The organism is Streptomyces sp. NPDC057287 (assembly GCF_042667905.1).
Lineage (GTDB): Bacteria > Actinomycetota > Actinomycetes > Streptomycetales > Streptomycetaceae > Streptomyces.
Map to the genome: position 1 here is coordinate 415,122 of NZ_JBHUYV010000006.1, position 21,743 is coordinate 436,864.

General features: G+C 72.3%; 13 protein-coding genes. 9 read left to right on the plus strand and 4 right to left on the minus strand.

What is annotated here, in order from left to right; genetic code table 11:
• Window positions 1-55: 55 nt before the first annotated feature.
• Window positions 56-1,318: a nucleotide sugar dehydrogenase gene (locus tag ACFUNE_RS14950; protein WP_383566604.1), complete on the minus strand. Its 1,263-nt coding sequence runs from the start codon at window positions 1,316-1,318 to the stop codon at window positions 56-58.
• Between the two features lie 254 nt (window positions 1,319-1,572).
• Here ACFUNE_RS14950 and ACFUNE_RS14955 point away from each other — a divergent pair, with 254 nt between their 5' ends.
• Window positions 1,573-3,282 (plus strand): glycerol-3-phosphate dehydrogenase/oxidase, encoded by a 1,710-nt coding sequence (locus ACFUNE_RS14955; RefSeq protein ID WP_383566607.1) that lies wholly within the window; start codon window positions 1,573-1,575, stop codon window positions 3,280-3,282.
• A gap of 12 nt (window positions 3,283-3,294) precedes the next feature.
• Here the strand turns inward: ACFUNE_RS14955 and ACFUNE_RS14960 are convergent, their stop codons facing one another.
• On the minus strand, window positions 3,295-4,416 hold the full coding sequence (locus ACFUNE_RS14960) for a serine hydrolase domain-containing protein (protein WP_383566610.1): 1,122 nt from the start codon (window positions 4,414-4,416) through the stop codon (window positions 3,295-3,297).
• Window positions 4,417-4,534: 118 nt separating this feature from the next.
• Between ACFUNE_RS14960 and ACFUNE_RS14965 the strand changes: the two genes are divergently transcribed.
• The 5 genes from ACFUNE_RS14965 (at window position 4,535) to ACFUNE_RS14985 (ending at window position 15,303) form a co-directional block, all read left to right on the plus strand.
• Window positions 4,535-6,580 carry a serine/threonine-protein kinase gene (locus tag ACFUNE_RS14965; RefSeq protein WP_383566612.1) on the plus strand — a complete coding sequence of 682 codons (2,046 nt, stop codon included), beginning with the start codon at window positions 4,535-4,537 and terminating at the stop codon, window positions 6,578-6,580.
• A gap of 190 nt (window positions 6,581-6,770) precedes the next feature.
• Complete coding sequence (locus ACFUNE_RS14970; protein ID WP_383566615.1) at window positions 6,771-9,722, plus strand: protein kinase; 2,952 nt, start codon at window positions 6,771-6,773, stop codon at window positions 9,720-9,722.
• A gap of 117 nt (window positions 9,723-9,839) precedes the next feature.
• Window positions 9,840-11,522 (plus strand): protein kinase, encoded by a 1,683-nt coding sequence (locus ACFUNE_RS14975; protein ID WP_383566618.1) that lies wholly within the window; start codon window positions 9,840-9,842, stop codon window positions 11,520-11,522.
• 260 nt (window positions 11,523-11,782) lie between these two features.
• The gene (locus ACFUNE_RS14980; RefSeq protein WP_383566621.1) at window positions 11,783-13,420 is read left to right on the plus strand and encodes a succinic semialdehyde dehydrogenase; all 1,638 of its coding nucleotides are present in this window, start codon (window positions 11,783-11,785) and stop codon (window positions 13,418-13,420) included.
• Window positions 13,421-13,473: 53 nt separating this feature from the next.
• Window positions 13,474-15,303, plus strand: coding sequence for a GMC oxidoreductase (locus tag ACFUNE_RS14985; RefSeq protein ID WP_383566624.1), 1,830 nt, complete (start codon window positions 13,474-13,476; stop codon window positions 15,301-15,303).
• A gap of 149 nt (window positions 15,304-15,452) precedes the next feature.
• On the opposite strand, the gene ACFUNE_RS14990 is transcribed toward ACFUNE_RS14985, so the two are convergent.
• On the minus strand, window positions 15,453-16,451 hold the full coding sequence (locus ACFUNE_RS14990; RefSeq protein ID WP_383566627.1) for an LAETG motif-containing sortase-dependent surface protein: 999 nt from the start codon (window positions 16,449-16,451) through the stop codon (window positions 15,453-15,455).
• A 294-nt stretch (window positions 16,452-16,745) separates the two neighbouring features.
• Here ACFUNE_RS14990 and ACFUNE_RS14995 point away from each other — a divergent pair, with 294 nt between their 5' ends.
• Complete coding sequence (locus ACFUNE_RS14995) at window positions 16,746-18,491, plus strand: peptidase (RefSeq protein ID WP_383566630.1); 1,746 nt, start codon at window positions 16,746-16,748, stop codon at window positions 18,489-18,491.
• 309 nt (window positions 18,492-18,800) lie between these two features.
• On the opposite strand, the gene ACFUNE_RS15000 is transcribed toward ACFUNE_RS14995, so the two are convergent.
• A complete protein-coding gene (locus tag ACFUNE_RS15000; RefSeq protein WP_383566633.1) occupies window positions 18,801-19,103 on the minus strand; it encodes a chorismate mutase in 303 nt (100 codons plus the stop codon).
• Between the two features lie 312 nt (window positions 19,104-19,415).
• On the opposite strand from ACFUNE_RS15000, the gene guaA reads away from it, so the two are divergent.
• Together guaA and ACFUNE_RS15010 are read left to right on the plus strand one after the other, a co-directional pair.
• Window positions 19,416-21,002: a glutamine-hydrolyzing GMP synthase gene (gene guaA / locus ACFUNE_RS15005; protein ID WP_383566636.1), complete on the plus strand. Its 1,587-nt coding sequence runs from the start codon at window positions 19,416-19,418 to the stop codon at window positions 21,000-21,002.
• A 116-nt stretch (window positions 21,003-21,118) separates the two neighbouring features.
• Window positions 21,119-21,715, plus strand: a complete 597-nt coding sequence (locus ACFUNE_RS15010; RefSeq protein ID WP_383566639.1) for a Uma2 family endonuclease — start codon at window positions 21,119-21,121, stop codon at window positions 21,713-21,715.
• The last annotated feature ends 28 nt before the right edge of the window (window positions 21,716-21,743 follow it).

Below are 21,743 nucleotides of genomic sequence, written 5' to 3' on the forward strand. Positions count from 1 at the left end.
GCAGCCCGTGCCGACACCGCCCACCGGAATCCCGACCGCCCTGCTCCGGTGCAGCTCAGAGGCGATGAGCTGCCCCAGCCGGAGTGGCCCCCCGGGTGTCCAGGAGGAGCTGCGCCTTCACCGCGAGTCCCTGGAGGTCGTACGTGCGGTGGTGCTGGAGCAGCACCGTCAGATCGGCCCCCGCGGCGGCCTCGTAGAGCGAATCGGCACGAGGCACGGGCAGGTCGCGCACCCGCCAGTCCAGCACGTGCGGGTCGTGGTAGCCGATCTGGGCGCCCATGTCCATCAGCCGGGTCGCGATCTCGCGGGCGGGGGAGGACTCCTGGTCCGCGAGGTCCGGCTTGTACGTGATCCCGAGCAGCAGGACCCTGGCCCCCCGGACGGACTTGCCGTGCTCGTTCAGCAGGGTCGCGCAGCGCTGGATCACGTAGCTCGGCATCCGGTCGTTGATCTCCTTGGCCAGCGAGACCATGCGCAACGGGTGCCCGGGCGTACGGCTGTTGTACGGGAAGCAGCCGGGGTCCACCGGGGCGGCGTGGCCGCCGACACCGGGTCCGGGGCGGAAGGCCTCGAAGCCGAACGGCTTGGTCTCGGCGCACCTGATGACGTCCCAGAGGTCGACACCGAGGTCGTGGCAGAGCACCGCCATCTCGTTGACCAGCGCGATGTTGACGTGCCGGAAGTTGGTTTCGAGGACCTTCGTCATCTCCGCCTCGCGGGGGCCGCGGGCCCGGACGACCTTGTCCGTGAGCCGCCCGTAGAAGGCGGCGGCCGATTCGGTGCAGGCGGGGGTGAGGCCCCCGATGACCTTGGGGGTGTTGCCGTAGACGTGGGTGCGGTTGCCGGGGTCGAGGCGGCCGGGGGAGTGGGCGAGGTGGAAGTCGCGTCCTGCGCGCAGACCGGAGCCCTCCTCCAGCAGGGGGCGCACGACGTTCTCGGTGGTGCCGGGAGGCACGGCGGATTCCACCAGGACGGTGGTGTGCGGCCGCAGCCGGGCGGCGAGCGCCCTGGCCGCGTCCGTCACGGCTCCGAGGTCGAGGGTGCGGTCCGGCCCCAGGGGGGTGGGGGCGCAGATCGCGGCGGTGCGGACCCGGCCCAGCGCGGCCGGATCGGCGGTGGGCCGGAAGCCGCCCGAGACCATCCGCCGGATGTCGGAGGCGCTGAGGGATCCCTCGACCGGCGTACGGCCGGCCGAGAGTTCGGCGAACGGGCGTGGGTCGGTGTCGTAGCCGACGGTGTGGATCCCCACACCGACGGCTGCCTGGGCGAGGGGCAGGCCGAGGTGACCGAGTCCGATGACGGCGAGGTCTGCGGGCATATGGGCCGTCCTTTCCCTAAGGCCAAGAGACAGAAAGTGCAACTGCTGGGGACAGCGCAATGTCAGACTAGGCGTAAATATGACCTATATGTCGCATTCTGTGACTCGTGTGGGGCGGGTGTTGTCCACAGGCGGTGGCTGAAGTCGTGGACCGCGGACAGAATCGAGTGGTGGGCACGGGCGCCCGGCCTTCCGGCCGGTCCCCGCTCCCGTGCCGTACCACCCCGATGCACCGGGATTACCGGGAGGCAGCAGTGAGGACAGCGACACTGGGACCTGCGGAGCGCGCCGAGGCGCTGACCGCGATGGCCGAGCGCGAACTGGACGTGCTGGTCGTGGGAGCGGGCGTGGTAGGCGCCGGGACCGCGCTGGACGCGGTCACCAGAGGACTCTCGACCGGACTGGTCGAGGCGCGCGACTGGGCGTCCGGCACGTCCAGCCGTTCGAGCAAGCTGATCCACGGCGGACTGCGCTATCTGGAGATGCTGGACTTCGCCCTCGTGCGGGAGGCGCTGAAGGAGCGCGGGCTGCTGCTGGAGCGGCTGGCGCCGCACCTGGTGAAGCCCGTGCCCTTCCTCTACCCGTTGCAGCACAAGGGCTGGGAGCGGCTGTACGCGGGCTCGGGCGTCGCTCTGTACGACGCGATGTCCCTGTCCTCCGGCCACGGCCGCGGGCTGCCCGTGCACCGGCACCTCTCCCGCCGCCACGCCCTGCGGGTCGCCCCCGCCCTCAAGAAGGACGCTCTGGTCGGAGCCCTGCAGTACTACGACGCCCAGATGGACGACGCGCGCTACGTGGCGACCCTGGTCCGCACGGCCGCCGGCTACGGGGCGCACGTGGCCAACCGGGCGCGCGTGACCGGCTTCCTGCGGGAGGGGGAGCGGGTCGTCGGCGCGCGCGTGCAGGACGTCGAGGGCGGCGGGGAGTACGAGGTCAGGGCCAAGCAGGTGGTCAACGCGACCGGGGTGTGGACGGACGACACCCAGGCCCTCATCGCCGAGCGCGGACAGTTCCACGTCCGGGCGTCGAAGGGGATCCACCTCGTCGTGCCCAAGGACCGCATCCACTCCTCGACCGGGCTCATCCTGCGGACCGAGAAGTCCGTGCTCTTCGTGATCCCGTGGGGGCGGCACTGGATCATCGGGACGACCGACACCGACTGGGACCTCGACAAGGCCCACCCGGCCGCCTCCAGCGCCGACATCGACTACCTGCTCGAACACGTCAACGCGGTGCTGAACACCCCGCTCGGCAGGGACGACGTCGAGGGCGTCTACGCGGGGCTCCGGCCGCTGCTGGCCGGTGAGTCGGACGCCACCAGCAAGCTGTCGCGCGAGCACACCGTGGCCCACCCGGCGCCCGGACTCGTCGTGGTGGCGGGCGGCAAGTACACGACGTACCGGGTGATGGCGAAGGACGCCGTGGACGAGGCGGTCCACGCGCTGGACCAGCGCGTGGCGGAGTGCGTCACCGAGGACGTCCCGCTGCTGGGTGCCGAGGGGTACCGGGCCCTGTGGAACGCCCGCGCCAGGATCGCCGCCCGCACCGGGCTGCACGTCGTCCGGGTGGAGCACCTGCTCAACCGGTACGGCTCGATGGCCGAGGAGCTCCTCGACCTCGTGCGCACCGACGCGACGCTGGGGGAGCCGCTGGCCGGAGCCGAGGACTACCTCCGGGCCGAAGTCGTCTACGCCGCCTCGCACGAGGGCGCCCGCCACCTCGACGACGTCCTGACGCGGCGTACCCGGATCTCCATCGAGACCTTCGACCGGGGCACGCGGTGCGCCCGAGAGTGCGCCGACCTGATGGCGCCGGTCCTCGGCTGGGACACGGACCAGGTCGAGCGGGAGGTGGAGCACTACCGCAAGCGGGTGGAGGCGGAGCGTGAGTCGCAGCGCCAGCCCGACGACCTGACGGCGGACGCGGCGCGCCTGGGGGCGCCGGACATCGTGCCGCCGCTCTAGCGCCCGGTGTCCCTACGGGCCCTCGGAGCGGGCGGGCGGGCAGAACTCCGCCTCCAGCAAATCCGCTTCGAGGGCCGCGCCGGGCGCTGTGTCCGTGTTGACCCGGAAGGTGAAGGTGTGGCGGCCGTCCCGGGTCGCGGCGCTCCGGACGTAGCTGCCGGTGATGTGCCCGTTGTGGCCCCAGACGGTGAGGCCGCAGGAGAGCTTCTGCGGATAGATCCCCATGCCGTACACACCGGCCGAGGCCCGGGTGTCGAGGAGTGTGGCCAGGTCGGCGGGGAGCAGCAGCCGACCGCCCAGCAGCGCCGCATAGAAGGCGTCCAGGTCGGCCAGCGTGGAGACCAGTTCCCCCGCCGCGCCCGCGAACCGCGGGTCGACGTCCGTGACCTCGCGCAGTGTGCCGTCCGCGGGGGAGCGGTGGTAGCCGCGTGAGTGGGGGAGGGGCAGGACCGCCCGGACGCCGGGCAGTGAGGTGCCGGTCAGCCGGAGGGGGACGAGGACGCGGCGCCGTATCTCGGCGGCGTAGGGATGTCCGGTGACGCGCTGGACGACGAGCCCGAGCAGCGCGTAGTTGGTGTTGGAGTAGGCGTACGAGCCGCGCGCCGCCACCGGAGGGCGGGCCACGGCCGCACGGACCGCCGCTGCGGGGGTGACCGGCTGCGCCGACGGGCCCGCGGCCCCCGTGAGCGCCGGATCGGTGGCCGGCAGGGCCGCCATGTAGTCGTAGAGGCCGCTGGTATGGGTCAGGAGGGCGCGCAGGCTGATGGCGGATCCGTCGTTCCCGTGCCCCTGCACGAGCCCCGGCAGGTGTTCCTCGACGCTGTCGTCCAGCCCGAGCTCGCCCTCGCGGGCCAGTTGGAGGACCACGGTCGCGACGAACGTCTTGGTGATGCTGCCTGCCCGGAAGCGGTCGCCCGGCCCTATGCCGGGGCCCGTGGAGCCGAACGTCTGCCCGCCGCCGGGCGTGTGGTGACGTGCCAGAAAGGCGGCCGCCGGGGCGCGGCCCTCGACGACGAGCCGGGGGAGGTAGGACGATGCGGGCGTGGGGTGTGGTTCGCTGGGCAGGCTCGCGGTTCCCACGGCGAGCAGAGTCAGCACCATCGGGGCGACGGGCAGCGCCCTGGATATCGGCATGGCAGGGGGTCCCTTCCTCCGGTCACATCATGGCCGACCCCGACCCGCGACCATGGCCGGTCCCGGGGTGAGGGACAATGAACGCTCTGCCAGGGCGGGTTGATCGCAGAGGGGACGCATGTCGGAGGCGGAGCAGGCGCGGGAGCCCCAAGGGGACAAGGACGGACGTCTCCTCGCGGGGCGGTACCGCCTCGGGGAGGTGCTCGGCCGGGGCGGCATGGGCACGGTCTGGCGTGCTGCCGACGAGACGTTGGGGCGCACGGTCGCGGTCAAGGAACTGCGGTTCCCCTCGGCCATCGACGAGGAGGAGAAGCGACGTCTCATCACGCGGACGCTGCGTGAGGCGAAGGCCATCGCGAGGATCCGCAACACCAGTGCGGTGACGGTCTACGACGTGGTCGACGAGGACGACCGGCCGTGGATCGTCATGGAGCTCATCGAGGGCAAGTCCCTCGCCGAGGTGATCCGTGAGGACGGGACGCTGACGCCCAGGCGTGCGGCGGAGGTCGGCCTCGCCATCCTCGACGTGCTGCGCTCGGCGCACCGCGAGGGCATCCTGCACCGTGACGTGAAGCCGTCCAACGTGCTGATCTCGGAGGACGGCCGCGTCGTCCTGACCGACTTCGGGATCGCCCAGGTCGAGGGCGACCCCTCCGTCACCTCGACGGGCATGCTCGTCGGTGCCCCCTCCTACATCTCGCCCGAGCGGGCCCGCGGGCACAAGCCGGGCCCGCCCGCCGACCTCTGGTCGCTCGGGGGGCTGCTCTACGCCAGCGTCGAGGGGCGTCCGCCGTACGACAAGGGATCGGCCATCGCCACCCTGACGGCGGTGATGACCGAGCCGGTCGAGACGCCCGTCAACGCCGGCCCGCTGGAGGAGGTCATCTACGGCCTGCTGGCCAGGGACCCCGATCAGCGTCTGGACGACGCCGGGGCGCGCGTCCTGCTCAACGCGGTGATCAACGCACCGGAGGCGCCCGCCGTCCCTCCGGCCGAACGCACCCAGGTCATGGCGCTGCCCACGATCGGCGACTCCGGGAGCGGCAAGGGCGGCCGGAGCGGCAAGGGCGGGCCGAAGAAGGCCGCTGCTGCTGCCGCCGCCGTACCCACGTCCGCCGCTGCCAGTAGCGGACCCGGGGCTCGCGGGGATTCCGGCAGCCCTGCCCCCGACGGCCGGGTGCCCGGTACCCCTGCCGTCCCGGCCTCCTCCGCGGCGCCCCCCGCGGCGGGTGCGGCCGGGATCGCCGAGGGGACGAAGGACCGGCTGCGCGACGCGCTTCGGTCGGTGCGCAACGCCAGGACCCCGGCGGCCACCGCGTCGGCCTCGGGCCCCGCAGCGCCGCCCGGACGTCCGGCAGCGGCCCGTGCGTCGATCACCGATGTCGTACCGCGCCGCACGCTGGCCGTCATCGCCGGTGTCGTCGTCCTCGCCGTGCTCGGCACGGTTCTGGCGCTCACGCTCGGCGACGACGACGCGAGTGACACGGGCGGCTCCAAGGGCGACACCGCCGTCTCTGCCGGCTCCACGGCCGGCGGTGACGCCGAGAAGGCCGCCGGAGGCGGCTCGGGCAAGGGTGAGGGAGAGGCCGCGCAGGACGGCGGCAAGGACGGCCAGGGTGAGGACAAGGGCGAGGACAAGGGCGAGGCGACGGGCGACCCCTCGCCCTCGCAGCAGACCGACGAGCCCTCCCCCGACCCGGACGCGCTGCCCACCGGGTACAAGAAGGTCGCCGACGAGCGGTTCCACTTCTCGATGGCGATGCCCGAGGGCTTCAAGCGCAACGGCATAGCGGGAAGCAACTCGGGTGGCATCTACAACGACGGCGGCGGCTTCCCGCGCGTCCAGATCGACTACAACTCCTCGCCCGGGGACGACGCCGCCGCCGCATGGCGCGGTCTGATGGGAAATGTCGCCGCGAGCAGCAGCGGATACTCGCACATCGGGATAAAGAAGGCCGAGTACAAGGGCTACCCGACCGTCGCGGACTGGGAGTTCACGCGCAACCAGCAGGGCATGCGGGTCAGGGTCCTCAACCGGGGCTTCAAGGTCGACGCCACCCGCGGCTACTCGATCATGGTCAGCTGCAAGGCGGACGAGTGGGACGGCGAGGCGTGCAAGACCCTGCGCGAGACGGCGTTCGCCACGTTCGAGCCCACCGGCTGACCGGCCCGGGCGGGGCCCGTGGCGGCCGGGTTGGCGAGACCCGGCCGCGCCGCCGCCCCTTGCCACGTATTGTGAGAGGCCGAGGACCGTACGCAGCCGTAATCAGGGGTCAATTGCACAGCAAGTGACCGCAATTGACGGATTGATGCGGTCTCGGTGACCGGGGGACAGCGCGCTCTGGGGAGGCGTCGTGGACGACTACGCGGGTCGGGTGCTTGCCGACCGTTACCGCCTTCCGCTGCCCCCGTCCGATGCGTACGAACTGGCGGAGACCCGGGCCTTCGACACGTACAGCGGGCAGGAAGTCCTGGTACGGCAGGTGCCGTTGCCGGAGGTCGTGGACGCCGAGGTGCTCGACGCCGACGGCGCGCCCTCGGCCAGGCGCGCCACCGGCCGTACGGTGCGGCGGTCCACGGATCCCGCGGTCCGGCGGGCCATCGAGGCCGCGCAGGCGGCGGCCCAGGTGCCCGACCACCCGCGCCTGGACCAGGTCTTCGACGTGTTCGCCGAGGCGGGATCGCTCTGGATAGTGAGCGAGCTGGTCGCCGCCCGGCCGCTCGCCGCCCTCCTGGCGGAGCGGCCCCTCAATCCGTACCGGGCCGCCGAGATCGGCTCCGACGTGCTCACGGCGCTGCGTGTGCTGCACGCGCACGGCTGGACGCACCGCAACATCACGATCCGCACGGTGCTGGTCTGCGACGACGGCCGGGTGGTGCTGACCGGACTCGCGGCGGGCGCGGCCGAGGAGGCACTGTGCGGATACGTTCCGGCGCCGCAGCCTGACGAGGAGAACGCCTACGGCCCCCCGGCGGTCGAATCGGGGCCCACCGGCCCGTACGAGCCCCCGGCGGTCGAATCGGGGCCTGTCGGCCCGTACGAGCCGCCGACCCCTCATGAGCCTCCGGCGGCCGAGCCCGGCCGCCACGAACTCCCGGCGGCCGGGCCCGGCCCGTACGAGCTCCCGGCCGTCGAGCCCGGCCCCTACGAGCTCCCGGCGGTCGGGGCAGGCCCGTACGAGCCCTCAGGTCCGTACCGGCCCGGCCCTGCCCCTCAGGCGCCCGGCGCGCTTCCCGCCCCGGAGGCCCTGCCGGCCCCCAGGACACCCACTGACGGGGTGACGCCCCCCGGCCCCCGTGCCGAGATCGAGGTGGCGCCGCCCACCCTGCCGCCGGCGGAGCACGGGGCGGGGAGCGCGGCGCAGCTGCGCGCCGCTCGCGCCGGGGCCATCGCGGCCTACCGGGCGGGGGCCCGCGCCGCGGCCCGCGTCGGCGAGGAGCGCAAGCGCGCGGATCAGGACGACGACGGCCATGGCGGCGGCCACGACGACGGCCATGACGACCGCCATGACGACGGCCACGACGACCGCCACGACGCGGAAGGAACCGAGGAGCCCGCCACTCCTCGCACTCCCGGACCTCCGCAGCTGACCGGCACCTGGGGCCGGGCGGCCGAGGCCCCGTACCCGTATCCGTACGACGACGAGGACGACGAGGACGACGACGAGGATCCGGGCGGCCCCCCGCCCCCCGGCCGGCGTGTCCATCTGGCCGGTACCTGGGGCGACGGCCCCGGCTCCGGCCGTCCCGTGCCCGCGGGCGGTTCCGGGGGGCCGGGCCGCTCCGGCGAGGACGCACTGCGTGCCGACGCGCGGCGCCTCGGCAGCGGTCCCGTCGACCGCCCGGACCGGCTGCCCCGCCCGGTCACCGCGCGGGGACCCGCCGGAGGGTGGGACGAGGTCGTCGCGGGACGCGGTGACGCCCCCGCCTACCGCGGACCGGCCACCCCGCTCGCCGCCGAACGCGCCCGGCAGGCCCGTATCGCGGTCGTCGGCGCCGTCACCGAGCGGTGGGCGCCCGAGCAGGCCGGCCCGGTCCACGACAACTGGCAGCTCGCCCCGCCCATCGGCCCGTCCACCGACCTGTGGGCGCTGGGCGCGCTGCTCTACCGCGCCGTGCAGGGCCACGCCCCGTACCCGGAGGAGAACGCCTCCGAGCTCGTCCAGATGGTCTGCGGCGAACCGCCCGCCTTCGCCGAGGAGTGCGGGCCGCTGCGACCCGTCGTCGAGTCCCTGCTGCGCCAGGACCCCACGGAGCGGCCCGACTTCGAGGAGCTGCGCGGCTGGCTGCGCTCCCTCGTGCGCTCGGCCCCCGAGCCCGAGGCCGGCACCGACATCGTCACGATGCCGCCCGCCGACGCCACCCGCCTGCCGGTCGTACGCCGCCGGGGCGAGCTCGTGCGCAGGCGCCGCGGCCGAGGCGCGGCGCACGGCCGGCACCGGCAGGGAAAGCCGCAGCGCCGCGAGAGCCGGCAGGCGTACGAGCAGCCGCCGGCGTACGAGAAGCCGCCGCGCGCTCCCCGAGAGCCCAAGGGGCCCAAGGTGCTGCGCCAGCCGCGGCCCGGCGGCCGGGCGCCGCGGAGGCTCGGACGCCTGCTGCTGGTGCTGATCCTGCTGGCGATGGCCGCCGCCGTCGCGTACGCCATGCTGTTCATGCCCAAGGACGGATCGGGGACGGGGGCGGCGCCTTCGGACTCCGTCGCACCCGCGGATCCGGGTTCCGGTGACGGCGCGTCGGCCGGGGAGGAGCCGTCGGCCGGTTCGCCCAAGCCTTCGGATCCCTCCGGGCCTTCGGCCTCCACGGGCTCGTCGGGCTCCGAGAAGCCGCAGACCAGCCGCTCCGCGGTCGCCCTCGCGCCGGGCTACAAGCTGCGCAAGGACGCCGAAGGCTTCGAGATCGGCGTACCGGAGGGCTGGCAGCGCAGCCCCGCCAACGCGGACCGTCAGGTCCGTTACGGCAGCGACGGGTTCAGCGTGCTGGTGGTGCCCGGCCGGGACACCGTCAAGGCCAACGGCGGCGACCCGCTGGACTACCAGCGGACCGCGGAGCCCGAGCTGAAGCCCTTCCGTGAGTCGAGCTGGGCCACGTCCACCGGTCTGCGCCGCGTCGACGTCGGACGACAGGCCATGGCGGAGGGGCAGTTCACCTGGCAGGAGGGTGACGGCCGTCAGGTGTACGTCCGCAACCTGGCCATGATCGTGGACGGCAGGTACCACATCGTCCAGGTCATCGGCCCGGAGAACGAGCGGGACAAGGTCTCCGACATCTACGAACAGGCCATCTCCTCTTACCGCGTCAACTCCTGACGGGGCGACAGCTCGACGCGACAAGCATCACAGTGCGGTCTCGTGGGCGATGTGAGGTTCCGTGACACGGCCTCCCGTCCGTACCCTGTCGTCCCAAGGAACGGGGCGAGGACACACGTGGAACACGCGCAGGGCACGGACGCGGGAATCGTACTGGCGGGGCGGTACCGGCTGGGTGACGTCCTGGGGCGCGGCGGCATGGGCAAGGTCTGGCGTGCCCAGGACGAGGTGCTCCACCGGACCGTGGCGGTCAAGGAACTGACCGCCGGACTGTACGTCGCCGAGGCGGACCGGGCCGTGCTGCACGCCCGCACGCAGAAGGAGGCGCGCGCCGCGGCCCGGATCACGCACCCGGGAGTCGTCACCGTCCACGACGTCATCGAGTACGACAACCGCCCCTGGATCGTCATGCAGTACGTCGACGGGCCCTCGCTCGCCGACGCGGTGAAGGAGTCGGGCGAGGTCGCTCCGCGCGAGGCGGCCAGGATCGGGCTCCATGTGCTGAGCGCCCTGCGGGCCGCCCACAGCGCGGGAGTCCTGCACCGGGACGTGAAGCCGGCCAACGTCCTGCTCGCCCGTGACGGCCAGGTCCTCCTGACCGACTTCGGGATCGCCGCGATCGAGGGCGACTCCACCATCACCAGGACCGGCGAACTGGTCGGTTCGATCGACTACCTGGCACCCGAGCGGGTGCGCGGCGGCGATCCGGGCCCCGCCTCCGACCTCTGGTCGCTGGGGGCCACGCTCTACACGGCGGTCGAGGGGAGCTCGCCGTTCCGTCGCACGTCCCCCATCTCCACCATGCAGGCCGTGGTCACGGAGGAACCGCTCCCGCCCACGCGCGGCGGCGCGCTGGCGCCCGTGATCACCGCCCTGCTGCGCAAGGACCCCGCGGACCGCCCGACGGCCGCGGAGACGGAGCGCATGCTGCTGGACGCGATGGAGGGGCGGAAGCCCCGCGCCGCGCAGGCGCACGTGCCGACCCAGCGGGTCTCCGAGGAGGAGCTGCGCGACTTCTCCGCCCCGGACGGCTCCACCGCCCACCTGGCCCGGCCCCTGCCCCCGGTGGCCGAACCCCCGTACACCACCGCGCCCGCCACCCGGCCCCCCGGGAACCGCTGGCGCACCGTCCTGGTGATCCTCGCGGTGGCCGCGCTGATCGGCGGGGCGGTGGGCCTGGTCATCCGGAACACCGGGGGCGGCGGGAGCGCGGCCGGTGACTCCTCGGGGCGGAGCACCGCGGGCCCCGCCCCCTCGGTGTCCTCCGCGTCCTCCGGGGACGGCGCCGGGGATCCGTCCGCGGAGCCGGCCGGCGAGGACGAGCCCGCCGCGGGGAAGACCCCCGACGGCTGGAAGCGGGTCGAAGCTGCCGAGGGCTTCAGCCTCCTGCTCCCGGAGGGCTGGGAGCGGCAGTCGGGCAGCGACCAGATCGACTACACCCCTGACGGCGGGGCGCACAGCCTCCGGATCAGCCTCGATCCGCAGCCCGACTTCGACACCTCGTACGCGCACATGCAGAGCATCGAGAAGGACCTGGCCCAGCGCCTGCCGGACTACGGACGCCTGACGCTGGAGGAGAACGTCTTCCGTGACCGCCCCGGCTCCCGCTGGGAGTTCACCTGGATGGAGTCCAAGGACCACCCGGGCCCGCGCCACGGCATCGACCAGATGTACTTCGCCGAGGCGGGCGGGCCGGAGTACGCGCTCTACCTGACCGGGCCCGAGGAGGACCGGGCCGAGACGCGGGAGCTCTTCGAGACCATGCTGCGCAGCTGGGTACCGCCGGAGCGGCTGGGCTGAGGGGGCCCGTGAGGACGCCGGGGGCCGGTCCTGCGGCGCCGCGCGGGGAGATCGTCGGCGCCGGCCCGGCCGAGCGGTGGAAGATTCACGGATCTTGACGGCCGATCCCGAGAATCACGGAGGATCGCCCCTGATCAGCGGTTATACAGCCAGTGATCACTGGCTGTATGGCTGGGCGCGGCGGGAGTCTCTGGCGGGGTCTGTGAAAACCTGTTACCCACGGGTACCCAAAGTGGGCGGGTGGACATACTCTCGCCCTCATGACGGACTCGCAGGCTTCCTCGACCACCTCCGCCGCCTCCGGCAGCCGTGTCGGCACCAATCCGGTGGCCGCCGCCCCGGCGGGCGCACGCACCGCCGCAGACGTGGTCACACCCGAGGTGATCGCCCAGCTGACCCGTGGCGTCGTGGGCTCCGGCCGCACGCTCAACCACAGCCCCTTCACCGGGGAGAAGCTGGCGGACCTTCCCGAGTCCACCCCCGAGGACGTCCAGACCGCCTTCGACCGGGCCCGCGCCGCCCAGCCCGCCTGGGCCGCGACCCCGGTCCGGGCCAGGGCGGCGGTGCTGCTGCGCTTCCACGACCTGATCCTTCAGCGCCAGTCCGAGGTCCTCGACCTCATCCAGCTGGAGACCGGAAAGGCCCGACTGCACGCACACGAAGAGGTGCAGGCCGTCGCCGTCTCGGCCCGGCACTACGGGCGCAGGGCCGCCGCGTACCTCAAGCCGAAGCGCCACACCGGGGTCGTCCCGGCCCTGACCAAGGTCACCGAGCTGCGCCAGCCGCGCGGCGTCATCGGCCAGATCGCCCCCTGGAACTACCCGCTCGAACTCTCCGTCGGTGACGCGCTCCCCGCCTTCGTCTCCGGCAACGCCGTCGTGATGAAGCCCGACACGGAGACCGCGCTGACCGCACTCTGGGCCCGTGACCTGCTGATCGAGGCCGGACTGCCCGCCGAGGTGTTCCAGGTCGTCCTCGGCGCGGGCCCCGTCGTCGGGCCGGAGGTCGTCCAGCGCGCCGACTACGTCTCCTTCACCGGCTCGACCGCCACGGGCCGCGACGTGGCCCAGCGTGCCGCGGCACGGCTGGTCGGTGTCTCGCTGGAGCTCGGCGGCAAGAACCCCATGCTGGTCCTGGAGGACGCCGACGTGGAGAAGGCCGCCGAAGGCGCCGTGCGCGCCTGCTTCTCCTCGGCCGGCCAGCTCTGCATCTCCATCGAGAGGCTGTACGTCCACGCGTCCGTCGCGGACGCCTTCGTGGAGCGCTTCGCCGCGCGCACCAAGGCGATGCGGCTCGGCAACTCCCTCGCGTACGGGGCCGACATGGGCTCGCTCGTGGGCGAACGTCAGCTGGAGACCGTCAGCCGGCACGTGGCGGAAGCCGTCGAGAAGGGTGCCACGCTCGTCGCGGGCGGCGTCGCCCGCCCCGACATCGGCCCGCTCTTCTACGAGCCGACCATCCTGGACAACGTGCAGGAGCCGATGGCCGTCTGCACCCAGGAGACCTTCGGCCCGGTCGTCTCCCTCTACCGCTTCACCGACGAGGACGAGGCGGTGACCCTCGCCAACGCCACCCCCTACGGCCTCAACGCGAGCGTCTGGACCAAGGACGCCCGGCGCGGCCACCGGATCGCGGCCCGGCTGCGGGCGGGCACCGTCAACATCAACGAGGGCTACGCACCCGCGTACGGCAGTGTCCAGTCGCCCATGGGCGGCATGAAGGAATCCGGGCTCGGCCGGCGGCACGGCTCCGAGGGCATCCTGAAGTACACCGAGGCCCAGACGGTCGCCCAGCAGCGGCTGATGCCCCTCGCGCCGGCCTTCGGGATGGACGACGAGAAGTACACGGCCTTCATGACCCGCAGCCTCAAGGCGATGAAGGCCTTCCGGCTGCGCTGATCCCCAGCGACCCACCTGCACCCGCACCTGCCCTTTTCGTACCGAGGAGAGCCATGTCCCAGGACAGCCCTGCCCAGAATCAGGCCGACACGGCGGCGACCGACGACGCGTACGACTACGACGTCCTCGTCGTCGGTTCGGGGTTCGGCGGCGCCGTCTCGGCCCTGCGGCTGAGCGAGAAGGGGTACCGGGTCGGCGTCCTGGAGGCGGGCCGCCGCTTCACGCGGGCGACGCTGCCCAAGAGCTCCTGGGACATCAAGAACTATCTCTGGGCGCCGGCGCTCGGCCTGTTCGGCATCCAGCGGGTGCACCTGCTGGGCAAGGTGATGGTGCTGGCGGGCGCCGGTGTCGGCGGCGGCTCCCTCAACTACGCCAACACGCTGTACGTGCCGCCCGCGCCGTTCTTCGAGGACCGCCAGTGGTCCGGCATCACCGACTGGAAGGCCGAGCTGGCGCCGTACTACGACCAGGCGAAGCGGATGCTCGGGGTGCGGCTCAACCCGACGATGACCCCGGCGGACGTCCACCTCAAGGCCGTGGCCGAGACCATGGGGGTCGGCGACACCTTCCATCTCGCCCCGGTCGGCGTCTTCTTCGGGGACGGGAAGGACGCCGACGGCACGGTGGGCACTAAGCCCGGAGGGGAGGCGGCCGACCCCTACTTCGGTGGCGCGGGCCCGGCCCGCAGGGCCTGCTCCCAGTGCGGCGAGTGCATGACGGGCTGCCGGCACGGCGCGAAGAACACCCTCAACGAGAACTACCTGTACCTCGCGGAGAAGGCCGGGGCCGTCATCCACCCGATGACGTCCGTCGTCGCGGTCACGGACGGCCCGGACGGCGGCTACCGTGTGTCGACCGTCCCCACGAACCGGCGTCGCAAGGCGGAGCCGTCCGTGCTCCGGGCCCGGAAGGTGGTCGTCGCCGCGGGCACGTACGGCACCCAGACCCTGCTGCACACGATGAAGGACGAAGGGTTGCTGCCCCGGCTGTCGTCCCGGCTCGGTGAGCTGACCCGCACCAACTCCGAGGGCCTGGTGGGGGCGCAGACGACCGACCGCCGCTACCGCAGGAGGCACGGCGCCGCCAAGGCCGACTTCACCAAGGGCGTCGCCATCACCTCGTCCATCCACCCCGACGAGAACACCCACATCGAGCCGGTGCGCTACGGCAAGGGCTCCAACGCCATGGGGGCCCTCACCATCCTCCAGGTGCCCTACGGCACCCACCGGGTGATGGGCTGGTTCGGCAACGTGGCCAGGCACCCGTGGCTCACGATGCGGTCACTGTCCAACCGCCGCTGGTCGGAGCACACGATCATCGGCCTCGTCATGCAGTCGCTCGACAACTCGCTGACCGCCTATCGCAAGCCCGGCGGCCTCGGCAAGGGGCTGCTCACCGCCCGGCAGGGCCACGGCTCGCCCAACCCGACCCAGATCGCCGAGGCCACCCAGGGCGCGACGCTGCTCGCCCAGGAGATCAACGGCTTCGCCGGATCGAACATCGGGGAGCTGATGGGCACGCCGCTCACGGCGCACTTCCTCGGCGGCTGCCCGATCGGCGCGAGCCCGGAGGAGGGTGTCATCGACCCGTACCACCGGCTGTACGGACACCCCGGCATCTCCGTGGTCGACGGCTCCGCGGTCTCCGCGAACCTCGGCGTCAACCCGTCGCTGACGATCACCGCGCAGGCCGAGCGCGCCATGTCCTTCTGGCCCAACAAGGGTGAGGAGGACCCCCGTCCGGAGCAGGACGCGGCGTACGAGCGGCTCGCCGCGGTCGAGCCGATGGCGCCCGCCGTGCCCAAGGAGGCGTTCGGTGCGCTGAAGCTTCCGTTCCTCGGGATGCCGGCGGTGCCCCCGAAGGCGGCCGTCAAGGAGGCCTGACCGCGATTGCGCGGAGACCTGAGCGCGATCCGGCCGAGGGCCCGCCCCGCGATCCCGCCGGGGGAGGGGCCGCACCCCTCCGCGGGAACGCCGAGGGGCTGCACCCCCCTCCGAGTGCAGCCCCTCCACGTACCTCCCGGTGACGCGCCTTACGCGGCGGCGTCACCGTTCTTGCGGCGCCGCACGATGAACATCGCGCCGGCACCCAGCACCACGGCCGCGCCGCCCGCGAGGGCGAACACCGGAGTGCTGGAGGACGAACCGGTCTCGGCGAGGCTGCCGGTGACCTTGTTGGTGGTGCCGGCCGGCTTCTCGGAAGGCACGGGGATCTTGCCGCCCTCCTGGGGCTTCGCGCCGTCGTCGTCACCGGCCTCGACGATCTGGAACTTGTAGGCGACGTCCGTGAAGCACGGCTCCGACTCGAAGTCGTCGCCGAAGACGAGCCCGCCACCGAGGCTGAAGCCGGCCCCGACGGGTGCGCTCGCCCCGACCTTGAGGCGCAGGGAGATGTCGACCTCGTAGCCCGGCTTGATCCCGTCGGTCTCGCCGACGTAACCGGACGAGGTGCCCAGCTCGTCCAGGTCCTCCCACGTGCCGTCGGCCTCGTTGAGCGCCTGGAGGCGGACCTGCTTGGAGGTGAAGAGCTGCTCGCCCGCCTTGTCGGCGGCGGCACCTGCGAAGAACACCACGTTCTTCACGGTCTTCTTCGAGTCGTTGTAGATGTTGAAGGTGAAGCGGTCCCAGCCGCTGCCCCGGACGATCTTTCCGGACAGGCCGTTGATGGCGAGCTTGAGCGGACGCGGCTCACACGTCGCCGTGGGCTCGTCCTCGTCCTCGTCCTCGGTCTCCGTGGCGGTGGGCGTCGGCGTCGCGGACGCCGTCTCCGACTCGGTGGCGGTCGGGGTCGGGGAGGTGGTCTCCGGAGTGGTGCCCTCGGACGACTCCGTGGCCTCCGGCGTCTCGGAGGGCGTGGCCGACTCGGTGTTCTCCGGGGACGGCGACTCGGTCGTCGTCTCAGTCGGCGTGGGCGAGGCGGTCTCGGTCGTCGTGGTCTCGGTCTCCGCGAACGCGGCAGGTGCCGAGAGCAGGACGACCGGGCCTATGACGGCGGTGGCGGCAGCGAGTGCCAGGGTGCGGCGAAGCTTCATCTGGGGGCCTCAGCGGGTCCGTGGTACCGCGCGGGTTGCGGTACGGCGAGGAAAGGGGCGCACGGGCCTGCCGTAGTGGGGCACGGAACGAGCCGGTGTGTTCGCCATGGATGACCTGTGAAGCCCGGTAACGGTTGTCCCCCGTTTCACAGAATCTTTATGTGGTGCTCGCCACACTCCCGCGCCGTGGTCAATTCGTGATCTTGCCCGGCGCAACTCTTCGCGCCTCGGCGCGGTCGAACCCGTACCGAGTCACAGCAGTCGCACAGCTCCGCCGATCCCCAGAGGTTCGCGATGTCACGCATGTCCCCGAGACCCGCCCTGCGCCGCGCGGCAGGCAGCCTCGCCGCCGCCGGTCTGCTCGCCGCCGGATCACTCGCCGTCGGTACGCCGGCGCAGGCCGCCGACCCCGTGTTCACGCTGGGCGGGCCCGCCGAGACGGCGCTGCACCCCTACCCGGCGTCCGGGTCCCCGCAGAAGTCCTCGCTCGGGCTCACCGTCCACAACCCGGATCCGGACGAGGAGAGCACGGGCTACGAGGGTGAGGTGACGTACACCCTCGACCTCAGCGGCATCGCCGGCGTCGCCCAGGTCCTCCCGGCCGAGGACACCGGATCGGACTGCGAGATCACCGGCGTTACGGCCGTCTGCCACGACTACGGGGTGTACGCGGGCCTCAGCTCCATCGCGGACTTCGACCTCGCGGCCGCCGAGGGCAGCGAGGACGGAGCCTCCGGCACCATCGAGGTGACGGGCTCGGCGGACGGGGCCACCTTCACCCCGTTCTCCACGAAGGTGACGATCGGCGGCCCCGACCTGGTCATGGAACGGCTCCCCTTCGAGCAGGAGCTGAAGCCGGGCGACACACAGCCCGCCCCGATCACCTTCACCAACAAGGGCACCACGGCCGCGGACGGCGTCCTGCTGACACTGAGGTACTCGCGCGGGCTGGAGATCCCCGAGCAGTACGCCAACTGCGAGTACAACGGCGAGGCCGGCGACGAGCCGTTCGACAGTGACGCCTGGGCCACCACCCTGTGCTCCGTCGAGGGCACCTACGAGCCGGGCGCCACGTACACGCTGGGGGTGCCGCTGTCCGTCAAGGCCACCGACCGCGCGTTCTACGACACCTTCATCTACCGCATCAACGAGGACAGCGGCGCACAGCGCTCCGCGCAGCGCGCGGGAGCGCCCTTCACCCGGGGCACCGGCCCCGATCTGACCCTGAAGAAGGTTGCGTCCTCCGCCCGGGGCGCGGACCTCGACCCCTGGGACAACCAGCAGGAGGTCGACTTCCGCACCGAGAACACCGCGGACTTCGTGGCGGTCGGCGGCACGGCCGACGGCGCCGTGGGCGACATCGTCACCGCCGGCATCGGCTTCCGCAACGACGGGCCGGCCTGGATCGGCTACATCCGCTCCGGCGAGCCCGTGGCCACCCTCGACTTCACCGTCCCCGAGGGCGCCGAGGTCACCGGCAAGCCGGACGCCTGCCGAGGTGTCACGGCCGACGGCAAGTACCGCGAGGACCAGAGCGCCGCGCCGCGCTACGTCTGCGACACCCGGATGACCGTGCGCGACGGGTCGGAGCGCACGTGGCCGTTCGACCTGAAGATCACCGAGGCGGTCCCGAACGCCTCCGGAGCCGTCCGGATCCGCAACACCTGGCTGAGCGACCCCGAGCTGCCCTTCGACTCGAAGCCGGCGAACAACACGGCGAAGCTGGTGCTCAACGACGACGGCTCCGGCTCCGGGGACACGGGCGACACGTCGGGCGGCGCCCATGGGGCGGGGGGTGCCTCCGGGGGTTCCACCGGAGGTGACACCGCAGGCTCCGGGACGACCGGCTCCCCGGGTGCCTCGTCGGGTCCGGGCTCGGCCGGGGACACCGGCACGTCCGGATCCGCGGCGCCGGGCACGGACGGCGGCCTCGCCTCCACCGGCTCGGTCGCGCTGATCTCCGCCGCGGCCGCGGCGGCCGCCCTGGCCGTGGGTGGCGTGCTGTACGGGACGACACGGCGTCGCGCCCGGCAGGGCTGACGCCGCCAATGTGACGGACCGCCGTCACGACGGTCCGAAGGCGGCCGGTCCCGGGCGTCCCCGGGGCCGGCCGCGCATGGGTGACCGGGCTGCTGTCCCCTGCCGACCGGTCACACACGCCGGGCCGTGGTCCCACGACGCGCTTGAGGCACGTCACACGATCCGGCGGAGCCACGCGTGGATTCCTGCCGGTGCCGCCCCTGGCTGGCACGGACACCCGGACCAACGAAGCCGTCCGGGGCCCGGTCACGCGCCGTACGGGTGAGACCGGGACCGAACGCGGGTGCGGCCGTACAGCCTTCCCGTACGTCACACCCGGCCGCGGCACAGCTCCAGCAGCGTCATGGCGAGTGACGTGCCCGGCTTGCCCAGGGCGTCGCTGTAGTGGTTGAGGACGTCCATCTCGCGGGACAGGTTCACCCGGCGGCCACCGGACGTGATCCTGGCCTCCTGGATGACAGCCGAGACGGCCATCCGTTCCTGGACGAGACCGATGATCCGGTCGTCCAGCGTGTCGATGCGGGTCCGGGCGCCCCCGATCAGGGACGCGGCCTCGTCGGTGTGCGCGCCGGTCCGCTCGGCGGCCGTCTTCGTGGGTGCGGTGCTGGTCATCTGTGACTCCTGGGGGCCGGGGCCTCCGGAGCGACGGGTCCGGAACGACAAGGCGCCCCGGGCCTGTCGGCCCGGGGCGCCTTGGAAAGTGCTTGTCAGTTGCTCAAGCAGCACGACCATGGCAGCCGGCGGGCCGGGTGCCATAGGTAAAGACGAAGATCGTGTGCTGACGCATGAGGGCAAGTATGGACCCCGCCCGGGCCGGGGTCCACGCCGGGCCCGGATCGTGAGACGGGAGCCCGGCGGGGCGCTGTCCCACGGCCGGTAGAATTGGGAGGACCGACCCCCTCTCCACCGCCGGAAGGCCGCCCCGTGCCAGCAGCACCCCCCGCCGCCCCCGACACCACGACCGACGTCGTCCTGGTTGTCGACTTCGGCGCCCAGTACGCCCAGCTCATCGCCCGTCGCGTCCGTGAGGCCCGGGTCTACAGCGAGATCGTCCCGTCCACCATGCCGGTGGCCGAGATGCTGGCGAGGAACCCGCGGGCGATCATCCTCTCCGGCGGCCCGTCGTCGGTGTACGCGGAGAACGCGCCCAGCCTGGACCGTTCGCTGTTCGAGGCCGGGATCCCGGTCTTCGGCATGTGCTACGGCTTCCAGCTCATGGCCACCACCCTCGGCGGCACGGTCGACGACAACGGTGCCCGCGAGTACGGCCGTACCCCGCTCGCCGTCTCCAAGGCCGGCTCCACCCTCTTCGAGGGCACGCCCACCGAGCAGCCTGTATGGATGTCGCACGGCGACGCCTGCTCCGCCGCCCCCGAGGGCTTCACCGTGACCGCGTCCACGGACGTCGTGCCGGTCGCCGCGTTCGAGAACGACGAGAAGAAGCTGTACGGCGTCCAGTACCACCCGGAGGTCATGCACTCGACCTACGGCCAGCAGGTCCTGGAGCACTTCCTCTACCGGGGCGCGGGCATCGAGCCGACCTGGACGACCACCAACGTCGTCGAGGAGCAGATCGCGCTCATCCGCGAGCAGGTCGGCGACAAGCGCGCCATCTGCGGCCTCTCCGGCGGCGTGGACTCCGCGGTCGCCGCGGCCCTCGTACAGAAGGCCATCGGCTCCCAGCTGACCTGCGTCTACGTGGACCACGGCCTGATGCGCAAGGGCGAGACCGAGCAGGTCGAGAAGGACTTCGTCGCCGCGACCGGGGCGAAGCTCAAGGTCGTCGACGCGGAGAAGCGCTTCCTCGACGCCCTGGCCGGTGTGTCCGACCCGGAGCAGAAGCGGAAGATCATCGGCCGCGAGTTCATCCGCGTCTTCGAGCAGGCCCAGCTGGAGATCCTCCAGGAGGACGGCCCCGAGGTCGCCTTCCTCGTCCAGGGCACCCTCTACCCGGACGTCGTCGAGTCCGGCGGCGGCACCGGCACCGCCAACATCAAGTCCCACCACAACGTGGGCGGGCTCCCCGACGACATCGAGTTCCAGCTCGTCGAGCCGCTGCGCCAGCTGTTCAAGGACGAGGTCCGGATGGTCGGCCAGGAGCTCGGCCTGCCCGAGGAGATCGTCCAGCGCCAGCCGTTCCCCGGCCCCGGCCTCGGGATCCGCATCGTCGGCGACGTCACCAAGGAGCGGCTCGACCTGCTGCGCGAGGCCGACGCCATCGCCCGCGAGGAGCTGACCGCGGCCGGCCTGGACCGTGACATCTGGCAGTGCCCCGTGGTCCTGCTCGCGGATGTCCGCAGCGTCGGCGTCCAGGGCGACGGCCGCACCTACGGCCACCCGATCGTGCTGCGCCCGGTCTCCTCCGAGGACGCCATGACGGCCGACTGGTCGCGCCTTCCGTACGAGACGCTGGCGAAGATCTCGACCCGCATCACCAACGAGGTCGCCGACGTCAACCGTGTGGTGCTCGACGTGACGAGCAAGCCGCCGGGGACGATCGAGTGGGAGTGACCCCTGCCCCCTGAGGTCAATGCCGATGCCGTCGCTCATTCGTTTGGGCGGCGGCATCGGCGTATCCGCTGGGTACGCTGACCGAGGAGACGAGACTCAGCCCCATGGGAGCACTTATGAGCGCCGCATCCGACGAACAGCGGTATCGCTGGCCCATCCCGCCCGAGGGCGGATGGACGTCGGACGACCTCGACCGGATCCCGGGCCTCCCGCCCCACACGGAGCTGATCGACGGGAGTCTCGTTTTCATGAGTCCGCAGCGGAAGTTCCACACCCGCACGATGTGGCTGCTGGAAAAGGCCCTGCTGGCGTATCTGCCGCACGATCTGGATGTCGATCGTGAGATGGGCATCAGGCTGGACGCCCGGAACCGCCCGGAGCCGGACCTGCTCGTCTACCGCGCGGAGGCGGATCTGGGAGCCGATCAGACGTGGTACGCCCCCGAGGACGTCGTCCTCGTCGTCGAGGTCGTCTCCCCCGACTCGGTCGACCGCGATCGTGAGGTCAAGCCGCGCAAGTACGCGGCCGCCGGAGTGCCGCACTTCTGGCGGGTCGAGGCGAACGGCGACGGCCTGCCCATCGTCTACGCCTACGAACTGGATCCGGCTCTGAAGGCCTACACACCCACGGGTATCCATCACAACAAGATCAAGCTGGACTCGCCCTTCCCGATCGAGGCGGACCTCACGGAGATCTACAACCGGGGCCGGTAGAAATCCCTGGCCTCCGCCGACGTCCCGT

Coding starts and splice junctions, on each gene's coding strand:
- ACFUNE_RS14965 (WP_383566612.1), top strand. CDS start 4,535: ATGTCGGAGGCGGAGCAGGCGCGGGAGCCCCAAGGGGACAAGGACGGA.
- ACFUNE_RS14995 (WP_383566630.1), top strand. CDS start 16,746: ATGTCACGCATGTCCCCGAGACCCGCCCTGCGCCGCGCGGCAGGCAGC.
- ACFUNE_RS15000 (WP_383566633.1), bottom strand. CDS start 19,103: ATGACCAGCACCGCACCCACGAAGACGGCCGCCGAGCGGACCGGCGCG.
- ACFUNE_RS14960 (WP_383566610.1), bottom strand. CDS start 4,416: ATGCCGATATCCAGGGCGCTGCCCGTCGCCCCGATGGTGCTGACTCTG.
- ACFUNE_RS14950 (WP_383566604.1), bottom strand. CDS start 1,318: ATGCCCGCAGACCTCGCCGTCATCGGACTCGGTCACCTCGGCCTGCCC.
- ACFUNE_RS14980 (WP_383566621.1), top strand. CDS start 11,783: ATGACGGACTCGCAGGCTTCCTCGACCACCTCCGCCGCCTCCGGCAGC.
- ACFUNE_RS14985 (WP_383566624.1), top strand. CDS start 13,474: ATGTCCCAGGACAGCCCTGCCCAGAATCAGGCCGACACGGCGGCGACC.
- ACFUNE_RS14990 (WP_383566627.1), bottom strand. CDS start 16,451: ATGAAGCTTCGCCGCACCCTGGCACTCGCTGCCGCCACCGCCGTCATA.
- ACFUNE_RS15010 (WP_383566639.1), top strand. CDS start 21,119: ATGAGCGCCGCATCCGACGAACAGCGGTATCGCTGGCCCATCCCGCCC.